Source organism: Bacillus sp. 220_BSPC, assembly GCF_001054655.1.
GTDB lineage: Bacteria > Bacillota > Bacilli > Bacillales > DSM-1321 > Peribacillus > Peribacillus frigoritolerans.
In genome coordinates this window covers 16,008-32,417 of record NZ_JVPL01000070.1, presented here as the reverse complement: position 1 = coordinate 32,417, position 16,410 = coordinate 16,008, and the positions used below count along the sequence as shown (strand labels likewise).

The 16,410-nt window shown below is 41.8% G+C and carries 17 protein-coding genes; 9 read left to right on the top strand and 8 right to left on the bottom strand.

Features of this window, described 5'->3' with window-relative positions:
• Positions 1–244 precede the first annotated feature (244 nt).
• Positions 245–805: a peptidoglycan-binding domain-containing protein gene (locus ADA55_RS04270; protein WP_048679538.1), complete on the top strand. Its 561-nt coding sequence runs from the start codon at positions 245–247 to the stop codon at positions 803–805.
• 493 nt (positions 806–1,298) lie between these two features.
• On the opposite strand, the gene ADA55_RS04265 is transcribed toward ADA55_RS04270, so the two are convergent.
• Entirely contained in the window at positions 1,299–1,745 is a 447-nt protein-coding gene (locus tag ADA55_RS04265) for a hypothetical protein (protein WP_048679536.1), read from the bottom strand.
• Positions 1,746–1,911: 166 nt separating this feature from the next.
• On the opposite strand from ADA55_RS04265, the gene ADA55_RS04260 reads away from it, so the two are divergent.
• Entirely contained in the window at positions 1,912–3,339 is a 1,428-nt protein-coding gene (locus tag ADA55_RS04260) for a phospholipase D-like domain-containing protein (protein WP_048679533.1), read from the top strand.
• A 133-nt stretch (positions 3,340–3,472) separates the two neighbouring features.
• A complete protein-coding gene (locus ADA55_RS04255; protein ID WP_048679530.1) occupies positions 3,473–4,324 on the top strand; it encodes an MBL fold metallo-hydrolase in 852 nt (283 codons plus the stop codon).
• 253 nt (positions 4,325–4,577) lie between these two features.
• Here the strand turns inward: ADA55_RS04255 and ADA55_RS30920 are convergent, their stop codons facing one another.
• The 6 genes from ADA55_RS30920 to kynU form a co-directional block, all read right to left on the bottom strand.
• The gene (locus tag ADA55_RS30920; RefSeq protein ID WP_260089087.1) at positions 4,578–4,706 is read right to left on the bottom strand and encodes a hypothetical protein; all 129 of its coding nucleotides are present in this window, start codon (positions 4,704–4,706) and stop codon (positions 4,578–4,580) included.
• 148 nt (positions 4,707–4,854) lie between these two features.
• Entirely contained in the window at positions 4,855–5,487 is a 633-nt protein-coding gene (locus ADA55_RS04250; protein ID WP_048679526.1) for a LysE family translocator, read from the bottom strand.
• A 147-nt stretch (positions 5,488–5,634) separates the two neighbouring features.
• On the bottom strand, positions 5,635–6,261 hold the full coding sequence (kynB, locus tag ADA55_RS04245; protein ID WP_048679523.1) for an arylformamidase: 627 nt from the start codon (positions 6,259–6,261) through the stop codon (positions 5,635–5,637).
• A gap of 39 nt (positions 6,262–6,300) precedes the next feature.
• The gene (gene kynA, locus ADA55_RS04240) at positions 6,301–7,155 is read right to left on the bottom strand and encodes a tryptophan 2,3-dioxygenase (protein WP_048679521.1); all 855 of its coding nucleotides are present in this window, start codon (positions 7,153–7,155) and stop codon (positions 6,301–6,303) included.
• A gap of 46 nt (positions 7,156–7,201) precedes the next feature.
• Positions 7,202–8,623 (bottom strand): amino acid permease, encoded by a 1,422-nt coding sequence (locus ADA55_RS04235; RefSeq protein WP_048679518.1) that lies wholly within the window; start codon positions 8,621–8,623, stop codon positions 7,202–7,204.
• An 88-nt stretch (positions 8,624–8,711) separates the two neighbouring features.
• Positions 8,712–9,989 carry a kynureninase gene (gene kynU, locus ADA55_RS04230; protein ID WP_048679515.1) on the bottom strand — a complete coding sequence of 426 codons (1,278 nt, stop codon included), beginning with the start codon at positions 9,987–9,989 and terminating at the stop codon, positions 8,712–8,714.
• 171 nt (positions 9,990–10,160) lie between these two features.
• On the opposite strand from kynU, the gene ADA55_RS04225 reads away from it, so the two are divergent.
• The 6 genes from ADA55_RS04225 to ADA55_RS04200 all read left to right on the top strand — a co-directional run bounded on the left by ADA55_RS04225 (position 10,161) and on the right by ADA55_RS04200 (position 14,732).
• Positions 10,161–10,775, top strand: a complete 615-nt coding sequence (locus ADA55_RS04225) for a TetR/AcrR family transcriptional regulator (RefSeq protein WP_048679510.1) — start codon at positions 10,161–10,163, stop codon at positions 10,773–10,775.
• Between the two features lie 374 nt (positions 10,776–11,149).
• Positions 11,150–11,497, top strand: coding sequence for a flagellar basal body rod protein (locus ADA55_RS04220; protein WP_034309581.1), 348 nt, complete (start codon positions 11,150–11,152; stop codon positions 11,495–11,497).
• A 19-nt stretch (positions 11,498–11,516) separates the two neighbouring features.
• Positions 11,517–12,152, top strand: coding sequence for a PspA/IM30 family protein (locus ADA55_RS04215; protein WP_034309579.1), 636 nt, complete (start codon positions 11,517–11,519; stop codon positions 12,150–12,152).
• 156 nt (positions 12,153–12,308) lie between these two features.
• Positions 12,309–13,055, top strand: coding sequence for a cell wall-active antibiotics response protein LiaF (gene liaF, locus ADA55_RS04210; RefSeq protein WP_048679504.1), 747 nt, complete (start codon positions 12,309–12,311; stop codon positions 13,053–13,055).
• Positions 13,052–14,098: a sensor histidine kinase gene (locus ADA55_RS04205; RefSeq protein ID WP_048679500.1), complete on the top strand. Its 1,047-nt coding sequence runs from the start codon at positions 13,052–13,054 to the stop codon at positions 14,096–14,098. Before liaF ends, ADA55_RS04205 begins: the two co-directional genes overlap by 4 nt.
• Complete coding sequence (locus tag ADA55_RS04200) at positions 14,091–14,732, top strand: response regulator transcription factor (RefSeq protein ID WP_048679497.1); 642 nt, start codon at positions 14,091–14,093, stop codon at positions 14,730–14,732. Before ADA55_RS04205 ends, ADA55_RS04200 begins: the two co-directional genes overlap by 8 nt.
• Before the next feature lie 487 nt (positions 14,733–15,219).
• On the opposite strand, the gene ADA55_RS04190 is transcribed toward ADA55_RS04200, so the two are convergent.
• The gene (locus ADA55_RS04190) at positions 15,220–16,383 is read right to left on the bottom strand and encodes an MFS transporter (RefSeq protein WP_048679493.1); all 1,164 of its coding nucleotides are present in this window, start codon (positions 16,381–16,383) and stop codon (positions 15,220–15,222) included.
• Between the last annotated feature and the right edge of the window lie 27 nt (positions 16,384–16,410).

Sequence of the window (16,410 nt, the reverse complement as noted above, 5' to 3'; positions counted from 1 at the left end):
CGCGCTTTTCCCGCAGGAGTCTCGCACCTTCCTCTCCAATTAACTATGTTTTTTGTTTTATTCAAAAAAACGGGACTTCTTATCATATGCTGGCTTTTGGAAATGACACGATGAATCGTATTTACCATTTTTTTATAATTAAAGTAATAAAACACCAATAAAATAACTCCTTGCGTTATAATGAATGAGCTCCAAGGGAAGTGTCAGAAACCTGCAGGAGTGATCATTTGAATGGAGGTTATATGTGTTGAAGAAAAAATTATTGGTCATGATTCCAACAGTTGCCTTGATGTTGGCCCCTTTAGGAACGGGGACTTCAAATACCGAAGCTGCATCAAAGGGAAGTCAAATCCAGAAAATCGAAACGAAGGCGGAAACACGCCCGACCCTCAAGAAAGGCTCACGTTCGAGTTATGTAAGAGACTTACAGCAAAGCCTTAAAGATGTTAAATATCATGTAGGTGTTGATGGGATTTTCGGTACCCAAACACAAAATGTGGTAAGGGAGTTCCAAGTGGATCATAACTTAGCTTCAGATGGTATCGTCGGACCGAAGACATGGGCTGCTTTAGATGAAAATAAGGTGGAAAGAAGACAGTTCACGGAGAAAGACGCGATCGCGTTAGGGAAGAAGAAGCTGGGTAACAACATCGTATTCAGCGGTGATGGCAGATTGCTGAAAGATGGCAAGGGAAAATCATATTACAACTTTAAAGCAGCTAATAAAGATTGGATCGATCAAGGCGGCACAGGAACGATTGGGTGGTTCCACATTTATAAAGATGGCCGTGTAGTGGAACAATAAAGGATATACATGCAAAAATGGTTCTCACTTTACGTGGGATTTTTTTTATGTGAAGCATCAAGAAGACTAAATGCATCTATTTTTGGCTATAAATAACAAGTAAATACAGATATAATAGTAAATGGACAGCATTTTGGTATAGTGGGCAGCGGTCACTCCTTTTCAGAAAGGGGGTGTCGCTGGTGATTTCTATTATGGACGGACTGATGCTAATGATTTCATTCGCCTCTTTAATCGTCGCAGTAATCGCGGTTACATTAAAAAAGTAACCCCCTCCATACCATCCGGCCAGATGTTTGTAGGAAAAGGGTTACTTTCATGATCGAGTAGCAACTGACTTACCACAGAAAGCCGCTGCTCTTTATGCAGTTTGCTGTTCATTGAGACGCTGGTTTAACCAGTGTCTTTTTTTTATATTTATTATTATATCCTCATTTTCCCTATACATTCAACTAAAAAACCTGGATGAAATCTTGAATAAAAGTAAAATCATTTAGATTTTCGTTAAATTCCTGCCGTTTTCCAGTTTGAATGATTTCATCCCTTTATAAGAAACAATCGCAGGAATCATACAAAGCAAGGCCATCGGTAAACAATAAAGCAGATAGAAATGCCCTCCGTTATCAAGCAAGGGAATGAAAGCTAAAGCAACAAAAAGTAAAGTGAAAAAAATGATCGTGAAAATCCCGAATGATTGATGATAGAATGCATGAATTTCCCTTCTTCGTTCATCTTGGTTGGGTAAGGTCTTTACTGCATTGTGCGTTCGAAGGAATAGGTACAAGGAGAACATTAGAAATAACGCGGAAAATGGCAAAGCGATCGCAAATAATGAAACGTCAAGAATGGAAAGATAAAAGCTGGATAAAAAGAAAACCTCTGATACCCCTAATGCAAAACAATAATTGAAGATACTTATTCTATCAGGTTGTTTAAGCATGAAATCCCTCCTTCTATATCATATTATGCAACTGCTTTCATGTTCACCACTTTGTCACATTTAAAAGGTGAAAAATCCTCCCGGTTGTATCAAGCCTGCAGATGTTGAATAGAGTCTTTGCATATTACGAATAGTAATAAAATATCGCTTAAGGGGGGAGTGCTCAATGACTGTAAAAACGGCAATCAAAGGATTTTTGCTTGTTCTTCTATTATATTTCCTTTATGTAGTTGTGACGGCTGTTGTTCTTTTCCCCAAAGCAGAAAAAGAAGAAAACAGGCCGATAAAACAGGTAAGTGAATATATGGGAGAGAAGGAAGCCGCCGTGGATCGTGTCCTGCTTTTCGAAGACGGTTATGAGTCGGGACTCGCCAGAATGCGAATGATCCAGGAAGCCCAGCATTCAATCGATATTGCCTACTATGCTTTTGGAAAAGGCGAATCAACCGAGCTTTTTCTTGGAGCCTTGATCGATGCGGCTGACCGAGGTGTCAAAGTCCGAATCCTTCTGGATGGAATATCTCATGGACTCAGAGGTCAATTAAGCAGTGCCCGTTATGCATTGGCTTCACATGAAAACATTGAATTAAGATATTACGAAACCTTTAAGCCATTTAAGCCGTGGACCTGGCATAATCGCCTTCATGACAAGATCATCACGGTAGATGGAAAGTTAGGCATCATCGGAGGGAGGAATATTGCCGATAAGTACTTAGCAAGCAAGCCGCCGAGGAATTTTGTCTATGACAGGGATGTACTCATTTTCAATGCTAAAGAGGAGAAAGATAGTGTAATCGTTGAAATGAAGGGCTATTTGAATGAATTATGGACCCATCCTTATACGAGCGATGTTTTTTCGGACCTGTCGAAAAGGCAAACGGAAAAAGGAAAACGCGAAAGAGGTGCATTAGCGAAAAAATACAGCAAAGCTTTGCGCACTGAAACCGATTTCGTGAACCCAGTCGTCGATTGGGATAAGGCTACTACACCTACTAAAAAAGTGTCCTTCATTCATAATCCGATCGAACGGTTCAACAAATACCCTATTGTGTGGAGATCTTTATTGGATATTGCTGCGAACGCCAATCAATCGGTATACATCCAAAGCCCCTATATTGTCCCTGCGGATGCCTTGAAGGAATATGTACCGAAGCAGTTGGATTCAAAGGCTGATTGGACCATACTTACCAACTCGGCTGCATCAACCCCGAATATGATCGCTTTTTCCGGTTACTTGGCTCGTAGGGATAGCGTCGTGGAGACGGGGGCAAGGCTTTATGAATATTCAAAGCCTTATTCTTTGCATGGTAAATCGGTTGTCTATGATCGACGATTAAGTGCAGTGGGTTCCTACAATTTGGATTCTCGATCTGCCTTTTTAAATACGGAATCGATGGTGGTCATCGATAGTGAAAGATTTGCAGCGCAGTTGATAGGAGCCATGGATTCAAAAATCAAAAATAGTACACTCATTGCGGACAATAAAAAATATAGACAACTCCCAGAAGATCGGAAAAGGGAAGAGTCCTTTTTTAAGGCCACCTTTTTAAATGCCCTCTCGAAAATTACGGTATATTGGAATAGGTTCATTTGAAACATGACTAAAAAGACAGCAATCTCAGTGATTGTTGTCTTTTTAGCCTTTTGCGGAGATTATCTTATGAATACATATGTAATTTGCTATACTTGAGCAAGCTATTCACAATAATCGTAAGGAGAACAGAAACATGCAAACATTACAGCACCTATCGAAACATATTGTCTACCTGCCGCCAGTTCAGGAAACGGATCGCCCGGTTCTTGCCGCCGTGACGGGAAACAAGAAAACGCTCATCATCGATGCCGGTAACTCTGTCAGGCATGCGCAGCTCTTTGAGGACGAATTGCTTCGGAATGATATAAGCGGGAATTTCCTCGTTCTTACCCATTCACACTGGGACCATGTATTCGGACTGGAGAATATCGGGATTCCGGTGATTTGTCAGGAAAAAACATACACGAACATTAAAGATATGCAGCAGCTTTCATGGGAAGATCGGGCCCTTGATCAACGTGTCGAAGAAGGGACGGAGATTGCCTTTTGTGCCGATGCAATCAAATTGGAACATGGGACGAATAGAGAGATTTCCCTCCCCCTGCCCGATATCATCTTTGAAAAAACGATGACGATCGATCTCGGCGAGATAACCTGTGTCATAGAACATGTTGGCGGCGACCATGCCAAAGATTCCTGCATCATTTATATACAGGAGGAAAAAACCTTATTTCTGGGAGACTGCCTGTATGCCAATCTTTATGCGGAAAAATGGAATTATACAGCTGAACAAGCTTTGCTGCTTGTTAAGAAAATTGAAGCCTATGATGCCGAAACATATATACTTTCCCATCATGATCAGCCTCGCACGAGACTTGAGATGGAGGCGGAGCTTAAGCTAATGAAAGAATGTGCCAGAGCGGTGGTCGAACATCGGGGAAACCGGGCTTTAATGGAGCAGGAATTGGCTAAAGGATTAAAGCGGGATTTAACTGAGGACGAGCTCGAAACGATTGGATTTTTCGTGAATGGGTATGTTGAGTGACTGAACTCTAAAGTGGGGTATGAGCTCGGCATTATTGGGCTCATACCCAGGCCTCAAAAGAGATAATAAACGTTATTAGTGCTGAAAGGATAAGAACTGATAGGATGCCTGATATGATTTTCCCTGCTTTTGCTCTATTATCGGGATATATATGACCAATAATAAAGGAGGGGATGAAAAAGATAGCCGAATAGAACACTGTATAATGAATACCTGAATCTCCATTTGACCAGCCGCTAATTCCGATAGTATGTTAAATATGATCTCCCATGCAAGATTTATCGCCAAATTCAAACGTAAACAATATTCCCAATAAGCATAGCACGAAAGAAAGTGAACCTAATCCGATATCTTTTGTTTTCTTAACTTCAATGGTTGTCATGTACTTTTTGCTCCTTGCAATAAAAACCATATTATGGTTTTCATTGTAACATAACTCAGCAAGTACTTAAATCCCTACGCCTGTACCAGAACCCCAATATATTAAAAACTGCACCTCCAATTGTCTAACAATTAGGGTGCAGTTCAAATTAATTATGAGCTTTTTCTAGAGCTAGCTTTATCCCGAAACCAATCAAGACCGTCCCGGTTATCCCCTCGAATATCGCTTGGGTTCTAGGCTTTTTCATAAAAGCACTGATTTGGTTCAGCAGATAGATATAAAATACAAACCACAACGCAGTTAAAACGGTATACGTCATGCCCATGATCAGGAATGGTAAAAACGTATCATTCCCCGGATTCACGAACTGAGGCAGAAACGTTAAAAAGAAGACGGCCACTTTAGGGTTCAGCAGATTGGTAAGGAACCCTTGCTTAAAGCATGACTGGTTTTCGTACTTACTTTTGACCGTCGTTTCCGCCGCTGCGGCCACTTGCTTATTCCTTAATCCCCATAGTGTCTTGAAGCCTAGATATACCAAGTAAACGGCACCGACATATTTGAAGATGGAAAATAATAAAGCGGATTTCACAATGATTGCTGAAAGCCCGAACACGGCAGCAGATGTATGAATGAGCAGGGCACAGCATGTGCCGAACATCGTTTTAAAACCTCCCGACGTCCCAACGGCAACGGTGTTCCTTGTGGCTATTGCTGTATCTGGACCAGGTAAGATGATGAGAAGGATGCACATGATGATGAACAGATAAAAGTTTTCCATATTCGGACCTCCACTCTTAGCGATGAATTCTGAAAATTATAACATAGATGCACGTGGTTTAGGGAGATAAATTTGATAGTTAATGATTACAACAAAAAACAAGCCAAATCAGTTTTTGATCTGGCTCGTTTTTTTGAAAACATTTTGTCAGGGCGACTTTTTCAACACAGCACGTACCGGACTTCCATCTGCTTCAACTAAAGGAAGAGGGAGGGCTGCCAACTCATAATTACCCGGTCCGATGCCGTCCAATACAAGTCCTTCCAAAATGTGAATGCCATGATCGGCAAGTTCATGGTGGGCAGACAGCTCTTTACTATCCAGTGGATCTACTGATGGTAAATCAAGTCCAATTAGACGGACGCCGTGTTCTGATAGATATGCCGCTAATTCTGGCTGGATATGTGGAATGGTTTGTGGAAACATACTTCGATCCTTCCATGCATCCGTGCGAATTAACAGTCGGGTAACGCCTTGTAGATCTATATGGGATAATTCATCGACTCCGATGCTTGTCTTGTTTGGTAAATGGATAACTCGGGCATTTCCCATATATAAGTCGAGATCCAAATCAATCACTCTTTTTCCATCATCATCGAAATGAAAAGGTGCATCAATATGGGTACCGGTATGGATACTCATTTTGATTTGACCGACATTGACAGATCCGCTCTGTTCTTTACTCCAATTGACTTTATAAGAGAAAGGTGTATCTCCAGGCCAGACTGCAACGTTATCATCCAGACGTTGTGAAATATCAATCCATGTCCCCATGCATTTACCTCCGTCTCTACTGGCTGTTTCTTGAATATCTTATAGCTTCGTTCTTAGACTCCATAGCTCTGGGAAAAAGTGTTGATCCAGTGCTCTTTTTAAATACGTTACACCTGATGATCCGCCAGTACCTTGTTTATTACCAATGATTCTTTCCACTGTAGTCATATGATTAAAACGCCATAATTGCTGTTGGTGGCCAATGTCCACTAACTTTTCGCCCAGCTCATATAAGTCCCAATATTGCTCTACATCGCGGTAAACTGTCAGCCAAGCCTCTTCAACACTGGCATTTGGTTCATACCTTTGTGACCAATCCCTGCTGATGGCTTCTTGATCAATAGGTAATCCGCGCGCCACAAGAGCATTGATCGCCGCGTCATAAATACTTGGCTCATGAAGGGCCTGCTGCATTTGCTCGTATAAATCCGTTTGGTGCTGATAGACGGATAGCGTATGGACATTTTTGTTTCCTAATGCAAATTCAATCAAGCGATTCTGATAAGATTGGAATCCGGAAGATTGTCCCAGTTTATCCCTGAACTCCATGTATTCAGCCGGCGTTAAAGTTGATAGGACATTCCATGACTGGATCAATTGCTGCTGGATCCTCGAAACGCGGGATAGCATTTTAAACGAAGGTTCCAACCTGTTTTGGCGGATGGACTCAGTTGCTGCTGTCAATTCATGCAAAATGAGCTTCATCCATAGCTCACTCGCTTGATGGATAACGATAAATAGCATTTCATCATGATGATCGGAACATCTATGCTGACTGGTTAAAATCTTATCAAGGTGGAGGTAATCTCCATAGGACATCGATTTTTGAAAGTCGGTTTGAATTTCTTTCTCTAAACCCGTTATTGTTTGTTCATTTTTATCTGTATTCTTCATTCCGCAATCTCCTCACTTTTCGCAAAAAACTATTTATTCCGTCATTCTATTCTATCTTCTTTTCCAAAGGTTCTTCCATTACATTATGGTTAATATTTCTTCTTTTTGAAACAAAATAAGCAACAGCTAAAAATAGTAACCAAGGAATCCCGAATTGAAGCATGATTTTGAAATCCGTAAACCATGACGTAATCATCAAGCTGAATAGAAGAACGGCTCCTAGTATCGTTAAATAGGGGAAACCGATCATCCTAACAGGTAATTTGCGTCCTCCGGTTTTCTCCCATTTCACCCTGAAAAACAAATGGGAAATGAAGATCATGAGCCATGTGAACATGGCACCGAACATGGAAATCCCCATCATGAAAGCATAGGATGAACCAGGAAGTAACGCATGAACGCCTGCAGCGATGAAAATCCCCGTTGAAGAGACAGCAAGGGCTTTCGTAGGAACACCGCTTTTGTTTAACTTTCCTAAAAAGGTAGGTGCATGTTTTCCGCGTGCCAATGAAAACATCATCCGTGTTGAAGCATAGAGCTGAGCGTTCATGGCAGATATGGCAGCCGTTAGAATAATAAAGTTCATGATTCCGGATGCACCTGGAATGTTCAGGATTTCCATCACTTTTACGAATGGGCTTACCTCGATCCCGGCCGTTTTCCAAGGAACGATCATCAGCATGATGCCGATTGTCAGCACATAGAAAGTGGATAAACGGAACACAGTCGCTTTTAATGCTTTTGGGACGGCTGCATCCGGATCTTTTGCCTCCCCTGATGTAACCGCTATCAATTCAGTTCCAAGAAAGCTGAATAAAGAAATAAATACGGCTATCCACATCCCCTTCAAACCAAATGGGAAAAAACCGCCTTCATTCACGAAGTTTTCCGGTCCTATATGCGGCTGTTCGGATGAACCGAACAGTACATAGGCTCCAAGTAGGATAAAACCAACAATGGCACTTATTTTAATAAAGGAGAACCAATACTCAAATGTCGCGAATGTATTCACGCTGGTAGCATTTACATAAATCAGGACACCTGCAAACAACAAAATCCATACGATTCCCGGCACGGTCGGAAACCAATAATTCATATATACGCTGACTGCACTTACTTCAACCCCAACGGCCAAAACATTGCCAATCCAATAGGAATAGCGGACAAGATAGCCTGCCATTGGACTCATGTACTTTTCCGCAATGGCCCCAAAAGATCCGGAAGTAGGGTGGGCAACCGTCATTTCGGCTAAACAGCCCATCAATAGTAAGACAATGAACGCCCCAAGAGCATAACTGAGCAATACACTTGGCCCTGCCGCTTGAATCGCAAGTCCGCTGCCAAGAAATAGCCCCGTCCCGATGGCACAGCCCATCGCGATCATGGAAAGCTGACTTGTTTTCAGCTCTCGCTTTAATCCTTTTTCTGGCTCATCTTTAAAGTTCAATTGAGTATTGTTTTTCTCCATAGTTCATCTCCTTTTTATCAAAAAGATTTTATCCTGCCCTAATTAATTAACCATTTGAGAGATGAGCCCCATCTGGCGGAACTCCGGGTTATGCGACCACTTCACGCTCATTCTTGTATTTTTCATATTGTTTTTCTGACATGATTTTCTTGAGTATTTGTACAACTTCCCAAACTTCCGCATAAGAAGTATAGAGTGCAACCGGGGCGAGGCGAATGATGTTAGGTGCACGGAAATCTGGAATGACACCGTTCTCTTTCAATGCCTTGCATATCCGTGCAGCTTCTTTATGCTCGAGGCTTACATGACCACCGCGGCGGATGTCTTCTCTGGGAGTTCCAATGAAAAAGCCCATGTCTTCCAATTCGAATTCGACTAAATCCATTAAATATTGATTGATTTTCAGGGATTTTTCACGAATATTTTCAATTCCAGCTTCTATAAAAATGTCCAAAGACCCAATCAAAGGTGCACAACTTAACACATGCGGCGTGCCAATTTGATACGCTCCAGCTGATTCAGCTGGTGTTAAGGTATGTTCCATATCGAATTGTTTATCTTTTTTGGAGCCGAACCATCCAGCCAATCCAGGCATCGTCCCAAAATGTTTTCGATTTACATATAAACCGCCAACACCGCCAGGGCCGCCATTTAAATGTTTATAATTGCACCAATAAGCAAAATCCACATCCCATTCGCTGAAGGAATGCGGGATGGCACCGATGGAATGACATCCGTCAAATCCGATTACAATTCCTCTTTTATGGGCTTCATCAGCCAATCGTTTCATATCCAGTATTTGACCGCTGCGATACAGGACCGTTGGCAAGATGATCAAAGCGATGTCATCGGTCATTGCTTCGATGATGTCATCTTCTTCAAGAAATCGGCCATCACGGCTTTTCACGCGGATGAGATCGGTTTCCGGATCGTATCCATGTGTACGCAGCTGACTTTGAAGAGCATAAATATCAGTCGGGAAGGTTAATTCATCAGCCAAAATCTTTCTGCGCATTCCTTCAGGCTTATAAAAAGTAGCTACAAGCTGATGCAGATTTACTGTTGTGGAGCCGGTTACAATAACTTCCTCGGGAGAAGCTCCGACCAATTGGGACATCTTTGCGCCCAATTTCTCAGCCATGAAAAACCATGGGTGATTCCCTTGCGTCCATCCATCAATCCCATGCTCTTTCCAATCTTCCAAAGATTCCAGAAGAGTGCGTTCAGCCCTTTTCGAAAGAAGCCCCAATGAGTTTCCATCCATATAGATGGAATCCGGCTTTAAATAAAACTCTTCCCGAAAATCTTTAAGCGTATCATTCTCATCCATTTGTTTAGCGTGATCCAATGTATATTCAGAAACCATAATCATCCTCCTATATTAGTTTTTTTAAATTCTAGGAGAATCGTACCAAAGAATATGACACGGTGTCAATAAGTTAATTCAGAAAATTATAAACATTAAAACTGACATTCCAACAAATGTTTTTTATTTTATGGAAATCCTTTATGCTAGAAGATAAAGGGAGGAATAAGCATGGAGAATGGCAAAGTAGGAGATAAACGGCATTTACGCTCGATCATGACACGACAAAAGCTATTGGAAGCTGCAAAGGAAATATTTCTTGAAGAAGGTTATCAAGCTGCGCTTATTTCCCAAATGATCAAAAGAGCAAACATCGGATACGGGACGGCCTATGTTCATTTTAAAGGGAAAGAGGATCTGTTAATTGTATTAATGGAGAATGTAATGGAGCAATTCTATGAAATTGCCGAGACCTCTTTCTTCCCAAAATCAAAAGACGAAGCAAAACATATCATCAACAGACAAGCTAATGCATTTTTGAAAATGGCAGAAGCTGAACGCAATATGATGCAAGTTTTCGAACAGGCCATTGGCATATCAACCATTATTTCAGATAAATGGAAAGCGATCCGCATGAAGTTCATTCAGCGAATTTCACAGGACGTCGCCTATGCACAGCAAAATGGGCTGGCAAGAACGGAACTAAACCATGAGCTTGTCGCAAGAGGATGGTTTTTCACAAATGAAATGTATCTGTGGGAAATCGTCCGAAACGAACATCGAAGTTCAGTAGAAGAAATCGCTCAAACCATCACCTCAGTCTACGTCGAAGGCTTATATGTATAATGATAATGGCAGCTCACCAATCTTCCGGTTATATACAATCGGAAGATTTTTTTATTTTAAAACTCACGAGTAAAGCCGCGGAATTCACGAGTAAAGTGCCCAAACTCACGAGTAAAGCCGTAGAATTCACGAGTAAATAGCGCAAATTCACGAGTAAAACAGCAAAATTCACGATCATATAGCTCAAACCCACGAATATATCACTCAATCTTACAAGTAAGGTGCAAATTCCCGAGTAAACCGCCAAAACACTCTCATTAGCATCGGACTTACAGCGTCTACGCCTTAAGTCTTACTAGAAAATATAGCTAAGGCTCATTATACGAACTTGTAAAAGTAGATAAGATATAAACATAGAAAGGAGGACGAAAACAATGAAGAAATTTGGTTTATTTATTGTAGGACTGATCGCACTTTTCCTGTTGCTGGCGAACGTTGGTCCACTGATCAGCCTGGCGATTTGCTTGGCGATCCTATACTTTGGGTTCAAGCAGTTCATGAAGTCCGAATCGACAGGGGCGAAGATTGCGTGGGGGTCAGTCTCCATTATAGTGCTGATCGTTTCTATTTCCCATATCCCGGCAATATTGGGACTGGTGGCAGCTTATGTTCTTTACCTGGTTTATAAAAAATGGAATGAAAATGATGAAAGTGCATCATCGAAAGAAAGTGACCCATTCTCAAATTTTGAAAGAGAGTGGAAAGAGTTGAATAAGAACTAATAGAAGGGATGTAATTGGAATGGGTAATTTATTTTCAAGAATGAAACAAACGATTTCGGCTGATTTTCACGATCTATTGGATAAAAAGGAGCAAAAAAATCCAATAGGGATGTTAAATCAATATTTGCGTCAATGTGAGCAGGAGACGGAAAAGGTCGGTAAGTTGCTTGAACGTCAATATCTTTTGAAAGAAGAGTTTACGCGTGAATATAATCAAGCGCAAAATCTGGCTGAAAAACGTAAGCATCAGGCTGAGATTGCCAAGCAGTCGGGAGAAACCGATTTGATGGAATTTGCTGTCAAGGAAAGCCTGCACTATGAAGAGCGGGCGCAAAGTTTGAAAGAGGCGCATAAAAGTGCAGAGGTTCAGTTGGCTGAGCTGGAGCGGAAATATGAAGAAATGAAACATAAGCTGAAGGATATGCATCTAAAGCGGTTGGAACTGATGGGCAGGGAAAATATTGCCCGGGCAAACAACCGAATCAATCGGGTTTTGGACGGAGGCAGTTCCGAAGCCAAACCGGTAGCGATGTTTGAAGAAATGGAGCATTATATCGATCGCATCGAGCACCAGGTCCATACGGATTATAATCGGCATACGATCGATGCCAGGATTGTCCAGCTTGAAAAAGAATTGGAACAGAAAGAAGCGTAAAGTTTTTTAAGGCATCGCTGTCATCCCCTGGCCTTTTGGAATGGAGGGCGGGGGAAAACAGGCTGTCAGAACGTGATAATTTCATGGTATTCTTAAAAGGCACGGGTTTCTGTGCCTTTTAAGAATATCATGATCATATACAGGGGAGGCGAACCGATGTTGAACAAGATGAAGACGGACTATATGGGATGGATACTTCTCATCGGAGTCGTCCTGCTTTTTTTAGAGATTTCATTTACGGGTGGGGGTCTCCTTTTTTCCATCGCTTTTTCAATAGGATGTATCTATTTAGGCAGGAAATTCACAAAACGGACAATCGGGAAAATCCTATTTTTTATAGGGCTGATTTCCCTTATCATCACAGTCTTGAATATGTTCGTCTTTAGATTTTTCCTAATGGCGATCCTCATTTATCTTTTGCTTTTATATTATCAGTCCAAAAAAAATCCTGATTGGGTCAGTCCCATTTTAACCAATGATGATTCGGACGAAGAAAAGATCAATAAGGAACGACTGCTGAAAACCGATTATCTATTTAAAAATAAGTTGTTTGGTCATCAACAAACGACCGAACATGTATATGAATGGAATTCCGTGAATGTTCAGGGCGGGGTCGGTGATACGGTTATCGATTTAAGCAAAACGATTTTAACGAAAGGCGATGCTGTCATTTCCATCAGGAATATCATTGGCAATATCACTGTCCTTGTACCGTATGGCATCGAAATCAGGGTCCATCATTCTGTCATTGCAGGCAGAGCGCGGATTTTTGAAAATAAGCCTGAATCCAGGGTCTTTAATCAAATTTATTCCTACCAAACGGAAGGGTTCAATGAAACGGATCACAAGGTTCATATCATCACTTCAATCTTAGTTGGCGATTTAGAGGTGAAGCGGATATGAGCATACTGACACGGCAGATATTGACTGCCCTTGGTGTTGCTTTCGTTCTTTCCCTTGCTTTGCCGGCGATGGTTTTCTTCATCTTTCCTTTATCCGATTGGAGTTTATTGTGGGAGAAAGTGGTCATGGGATTACCCTTCGTCATATTTTTGCCAAGCCTGGTCATGACGGTAGGGCTGATTTATGGAGTCGTTTCGGGTATGTTTTGGAAGAGACAGCTTGAAAGGGTGGATGAAGGTCTGCATTTCCTTGAACAGGGCCGCTTACCCTCGCAACAGGAAACGTATCCAATTCAAGAGATGGCTAAAATGGCGGAACGGATGCAACTGATCCATAAGCAAATCAATGAGCAGACAAAATTATCGCAAAAAATGGCGAATGAAAAGGCCGTTGATCAGGAGAAACAGATCCAGGAAATCGTTTCCCAGGAACGAAACCGTTTAGCGCGGGAGCTGCATGATTCGGTGAGCCAGCAATTGTTTGCCGCTTCGATGTTCATGTCGGCCATCACCGAATCACAATCCGATATGGAAAAAACGGAAATGAAACAATTCAAGGTAGTGGAAGAAATGATCCATCAATCCCAGCTTGAGATGAGGGCGTTATTGCTTCACTTGAGGCCTGTTGCCTTAAAGGGAAAATCTTTACATGAAGGAATGAAGGAGCTTCTTTTGGAATTGGCCCAAAAAGTGACGATGGATATAAATTGGAAGATGGAGCCTGTCACTCTGGATAAGGGGATTGAGGACCATCTGTTTCGGATTTTACAAGAATCGATTTCCAATACGCTGAGACATGCAAAAGCGAATTCGCTTGAAGTGCTATTGATCGTTCGTGATGGATTGATCATTTTACGAATAACGGATGACGGCATCGGTTTTAACGTCGAGGAGTCGAAAACGGGATCATATGGTCTCCAAAACATGCATGAACGGGCTGTTGAATTAGGCGGGACGATGCAAATTGTAAGTGTTCCGAATAAAGGAACGAAACTTGAAGTGAAAATCCCATTATTAAATGCTGGAGGTGATCATGATGATTAAAGTATTATTTGTCGATGACCATGAAATGGTAAGGATAGGGGTATCGGCTTATTTATCCGCACAGTCTGATATCGAAGTGATCGGGGAAGCGGACAATGGTTTGAAAGCTGTAGAACTGGCAATGGAATTGCGTCCGGATATCATTTTGATGGATTTGGTGATGCCGGAAATGGACGGCATAGAAGCGACGAAACGAATTATTGAAAAATGGCCAGAAGCAAAGATCATCATTGTGACAAGCTTCCTGGATGATGAAAAAGTGTACCCGGCATTGGAAGCCGGAGCGACGAGCTATATGCTGAAAACATCAAAGGCCAGCGAGATTGCGAAAGCCGTCCGTTCCACTTTCCAGGGTCAAAGCGTACTTGAACCTGAAGTGACGGGAAAAATGATGGAAAAGCTGCGTCGCCCAAAAATCACCCAGCTTCATGATCAATTGACAAACCGTGAAATGGAAATTTTACTGCTGATGACACAAGGGAAAACGAATCAGGAAATTGCCGATGAACTATACATAGCCCTGAAAACCGCCAAAGTGCATGTCAGCAATATATTAAGCAAGCTTGCCGTGCAGGACCGCACGCAAGCAGTGATTTACGCATTTAAGCATTCGCTCGTTCAAGAAGAAGAGTAAAGAGCGTCTATTTACCAATAGAGGAAAGTTTGTTATATTTAGGGAAATATCCCATCCTGTAAAGTTCATTCAAGGTTGCTGATTGCAGCCTTTTTTACGGATTGCAGGAAAAAAGTAGGTGAAATGATGTTAAGAGTGATTTTAGAATTATTTCGTATAATCACCATTATTTTCGTTATTGGAATGATAATGGAGCTCATCATTCATTCAATCTATGCGATTTTTGGAATAACCGTAGAGAATACCACGGGCGGATGGATCGTTGGTATGGCAATTTTTCCATTACTTTATGTACTCTATAAAAATCGGCTTCAATTTTCAGGTTTCTATAAAAATGGCAAACAAGTAAAACTCTCAAACAGGACAACTACTATACTGCTTTGCTCCTCTGTGTTAATGTTGACGGTTGCCCCTTTATTTCGCTAACGGAATGTAAAAAGAGCATGTTTTAATCAAAACATGCTCTTTTTTATACCGTTTTTTTAGATTATACAGCTTCCTCTGCGGTATCGAGCCTCGTTCCGTATATCCGATAAAGAACCAAAGCGAATACCATTCCTATAAAGGAGATGGAGGAAATGAACAAGTAAAGGGTCTTCCCGCCATATGCTCCATATATGGCGCCGCCTATATAAGAAGCGATGATTCCCGAAACCCCGAAGAATAGCAGCGCCAGTACGGTCTGGCCTGTGGCACGCCATTCCACCGGAACGATCCGATACAGATATTGGATGGCCGCCGAGTAGAAAATCGGGAAAGTCAATAGCTGCATGACTTGCAAATAAGCTAATAGCTGTGGATCGGTAATCCACGCAGAGACGAAATAACGGATAAAGAAAAACGCTGCTGCAAACGAAATGATGATGATTTCCTTACCTTTGCGCAGCCACCAAAAGCTTAGGGCGAATACAACGATTTCACTTCCCGCCGCCAAGAACCAGGTCAAGCCTACAAGCTTGGCACTTCCCCCAAGTTCACGGATATATACTCCAAGGAAGGTATCGTTCATCCTTGCTGGAACAGCACAGATAAAGACCAATAACAGAAAGAGAAGCGTCTCTTTATTGCTGAAAAAATGCTTAAGGCTGCTTAAGGTGACAGGTTTCCCTGAAACGGGAGCATCAGGCATCATCCAGCTGACAATGAAGCTGATCAAACCTATTCCTGCAAAAAGGAACGCAAGGCTGTTCGCTCCGAAATATGACATAACATAGCCGGTGATCAGCGATATGACCGCATAACCCAATGCACCATATGTCCGTATGGAGCCGTAGCTGATCCCGGATTTCTCTGCCATCGTAAAATTGAGGCTTTCCGTCAGGGGATCGATCGGCATCAGAAAGAAATATAGCAGCATGGCAAACAGGATGAGCTGAAGATAACTGCTTGAATCATAGAGGAAATAACCGATTACGCTCGAGAAAAAGATGAGTAACAACAGGACTTTTCGTATAGTCCTTGTTTTGTCGCTGATCATTCCCCATAAAGGCTGGGTGATGAGGGTGACAAAACCTCCTGTACCGATGATGAATCCGATTTGGGCTGGACGCAACCCTTGATCAGCCAGATAGACTGGGAGAAACGGAATGAAAATGGCAAGCAGTCCAAAATATAAAAAGTTAAAACTCTTTAATAATCGTATTGCTTTCATAAAAAATATGATACCTCACGTGTTCTA

Excerpts from the sequence above, each read along its gene's own strand:
- ADA55_RS04265 (WP_048679536.1), bottom strand. The coding sequence starts at position 1,745 with ATGCTTAAACAACCTGATAGAATAAGTATCTTCAATTATTGTTTTGCA.
- ADA55_RS04260 (WP_048679533.1), top strand. The coding sequence starts at position 1,912 with ATGACTGTAAAAACGGCAATCAAAGGATTTTTGCTTGTTCTTCTATTA.
- ADA55_RS04255 (WP_048679530.1), top strand. The coding sequence starts at position 3,473 with ATGCAAACATTACAGCACCTATCGAAACATATTGTCTACCTGCCGCCA.
- ADA55_RS30920 (WP_260089087.1), bottom strand. The coding sequence starts at position 4,706 with ATGACAACCATTGAAGTTAAGAAAACAAAAGATATCGGATTAGGTTCA.
- ADA55_RS04250 (WP_048679526.1), bottom strand. The coding sequence starts at position 5,487 with ATGGAAAACTTTTATCTGTTCATCATCATGTGCATCCTTCTCATCATC.
- kynB (WP_048679523.1), bottom strand. The coding sequence starts at position 6,261 with ATGGGGACATGGATTGATATTTCACAACGTCTGGATGATAACGTTGCA.
- kynA (WP_048679521.1), bottom strand. The coding sequence starts at position 7,155 with ATGAAGAATACAGATAAAAATGAACAAACAATAACGGGTTTAGAGAAA.
- ADA55_RS04235 (WP_048679518.1), bottom strand. The coding sequence starts at position 8,623 with ATGGAGAAAAACAATACTCAATTGAACTTTAAAGATGAGCCAGAAAAA.
- kynU (WP_048679515.1), bottom strand. The coding sequence starts at position 9,989 with ATGGTTTCTGAATATACATTGGATCACGCTAAACAAATGGATGAGAAT.
- ADA55_RS04225 (WP_048679510.1), top strand. The coding sequence starts at position 10,161 with ATGGAGAATGGCAAAGTAGGAGATAAACGGCATTTACGCTCGATCATG.
- ADA55_RS04220 (WP_034309581.1), top strand. The coding sequence starts at position 11,150 with ATGAAGAAATTTGGTTTATTTATTGTAGGACTGATCGCACTTTTCCTG.
- ADA55_RS04215 (WP_034309579.1), top strand. The coding sequence starts at position 11,517 with ATGGGTAATTTATTTTCAAGAATGAAACAAACGATTTCGGCTGATTTT.
- liaF (WP_048679504.1), top strand. The coding sequence starts at position 12,309 with ATGTTGAACAAGATGAAGACGGACTATATGGGATGGATACTTCTCATC.
- ADA55_RS04205 (WP_048679500.1), top strand. The coding sequence starts at position 13,052 with ATGAGCATACTGACACGGCAGATATTGACTGCCCTTGGTGTTGCTTTC.
- ADA55_RS04200 (WP_048679497.1), top strand. The coding sequence starts at position 14,091 with ATGATTAAAGTATTATTTGTCGATGACCATGAAATGGTAAGGATAGGG.
- ADA55_RS04190 (WP_048679493.1), bottom strand. The coding sequence starts at position 16,383 with ATGAAAGCAATACGATTATTAAAGAGTTTTAACTTTTTATATTTTGGA.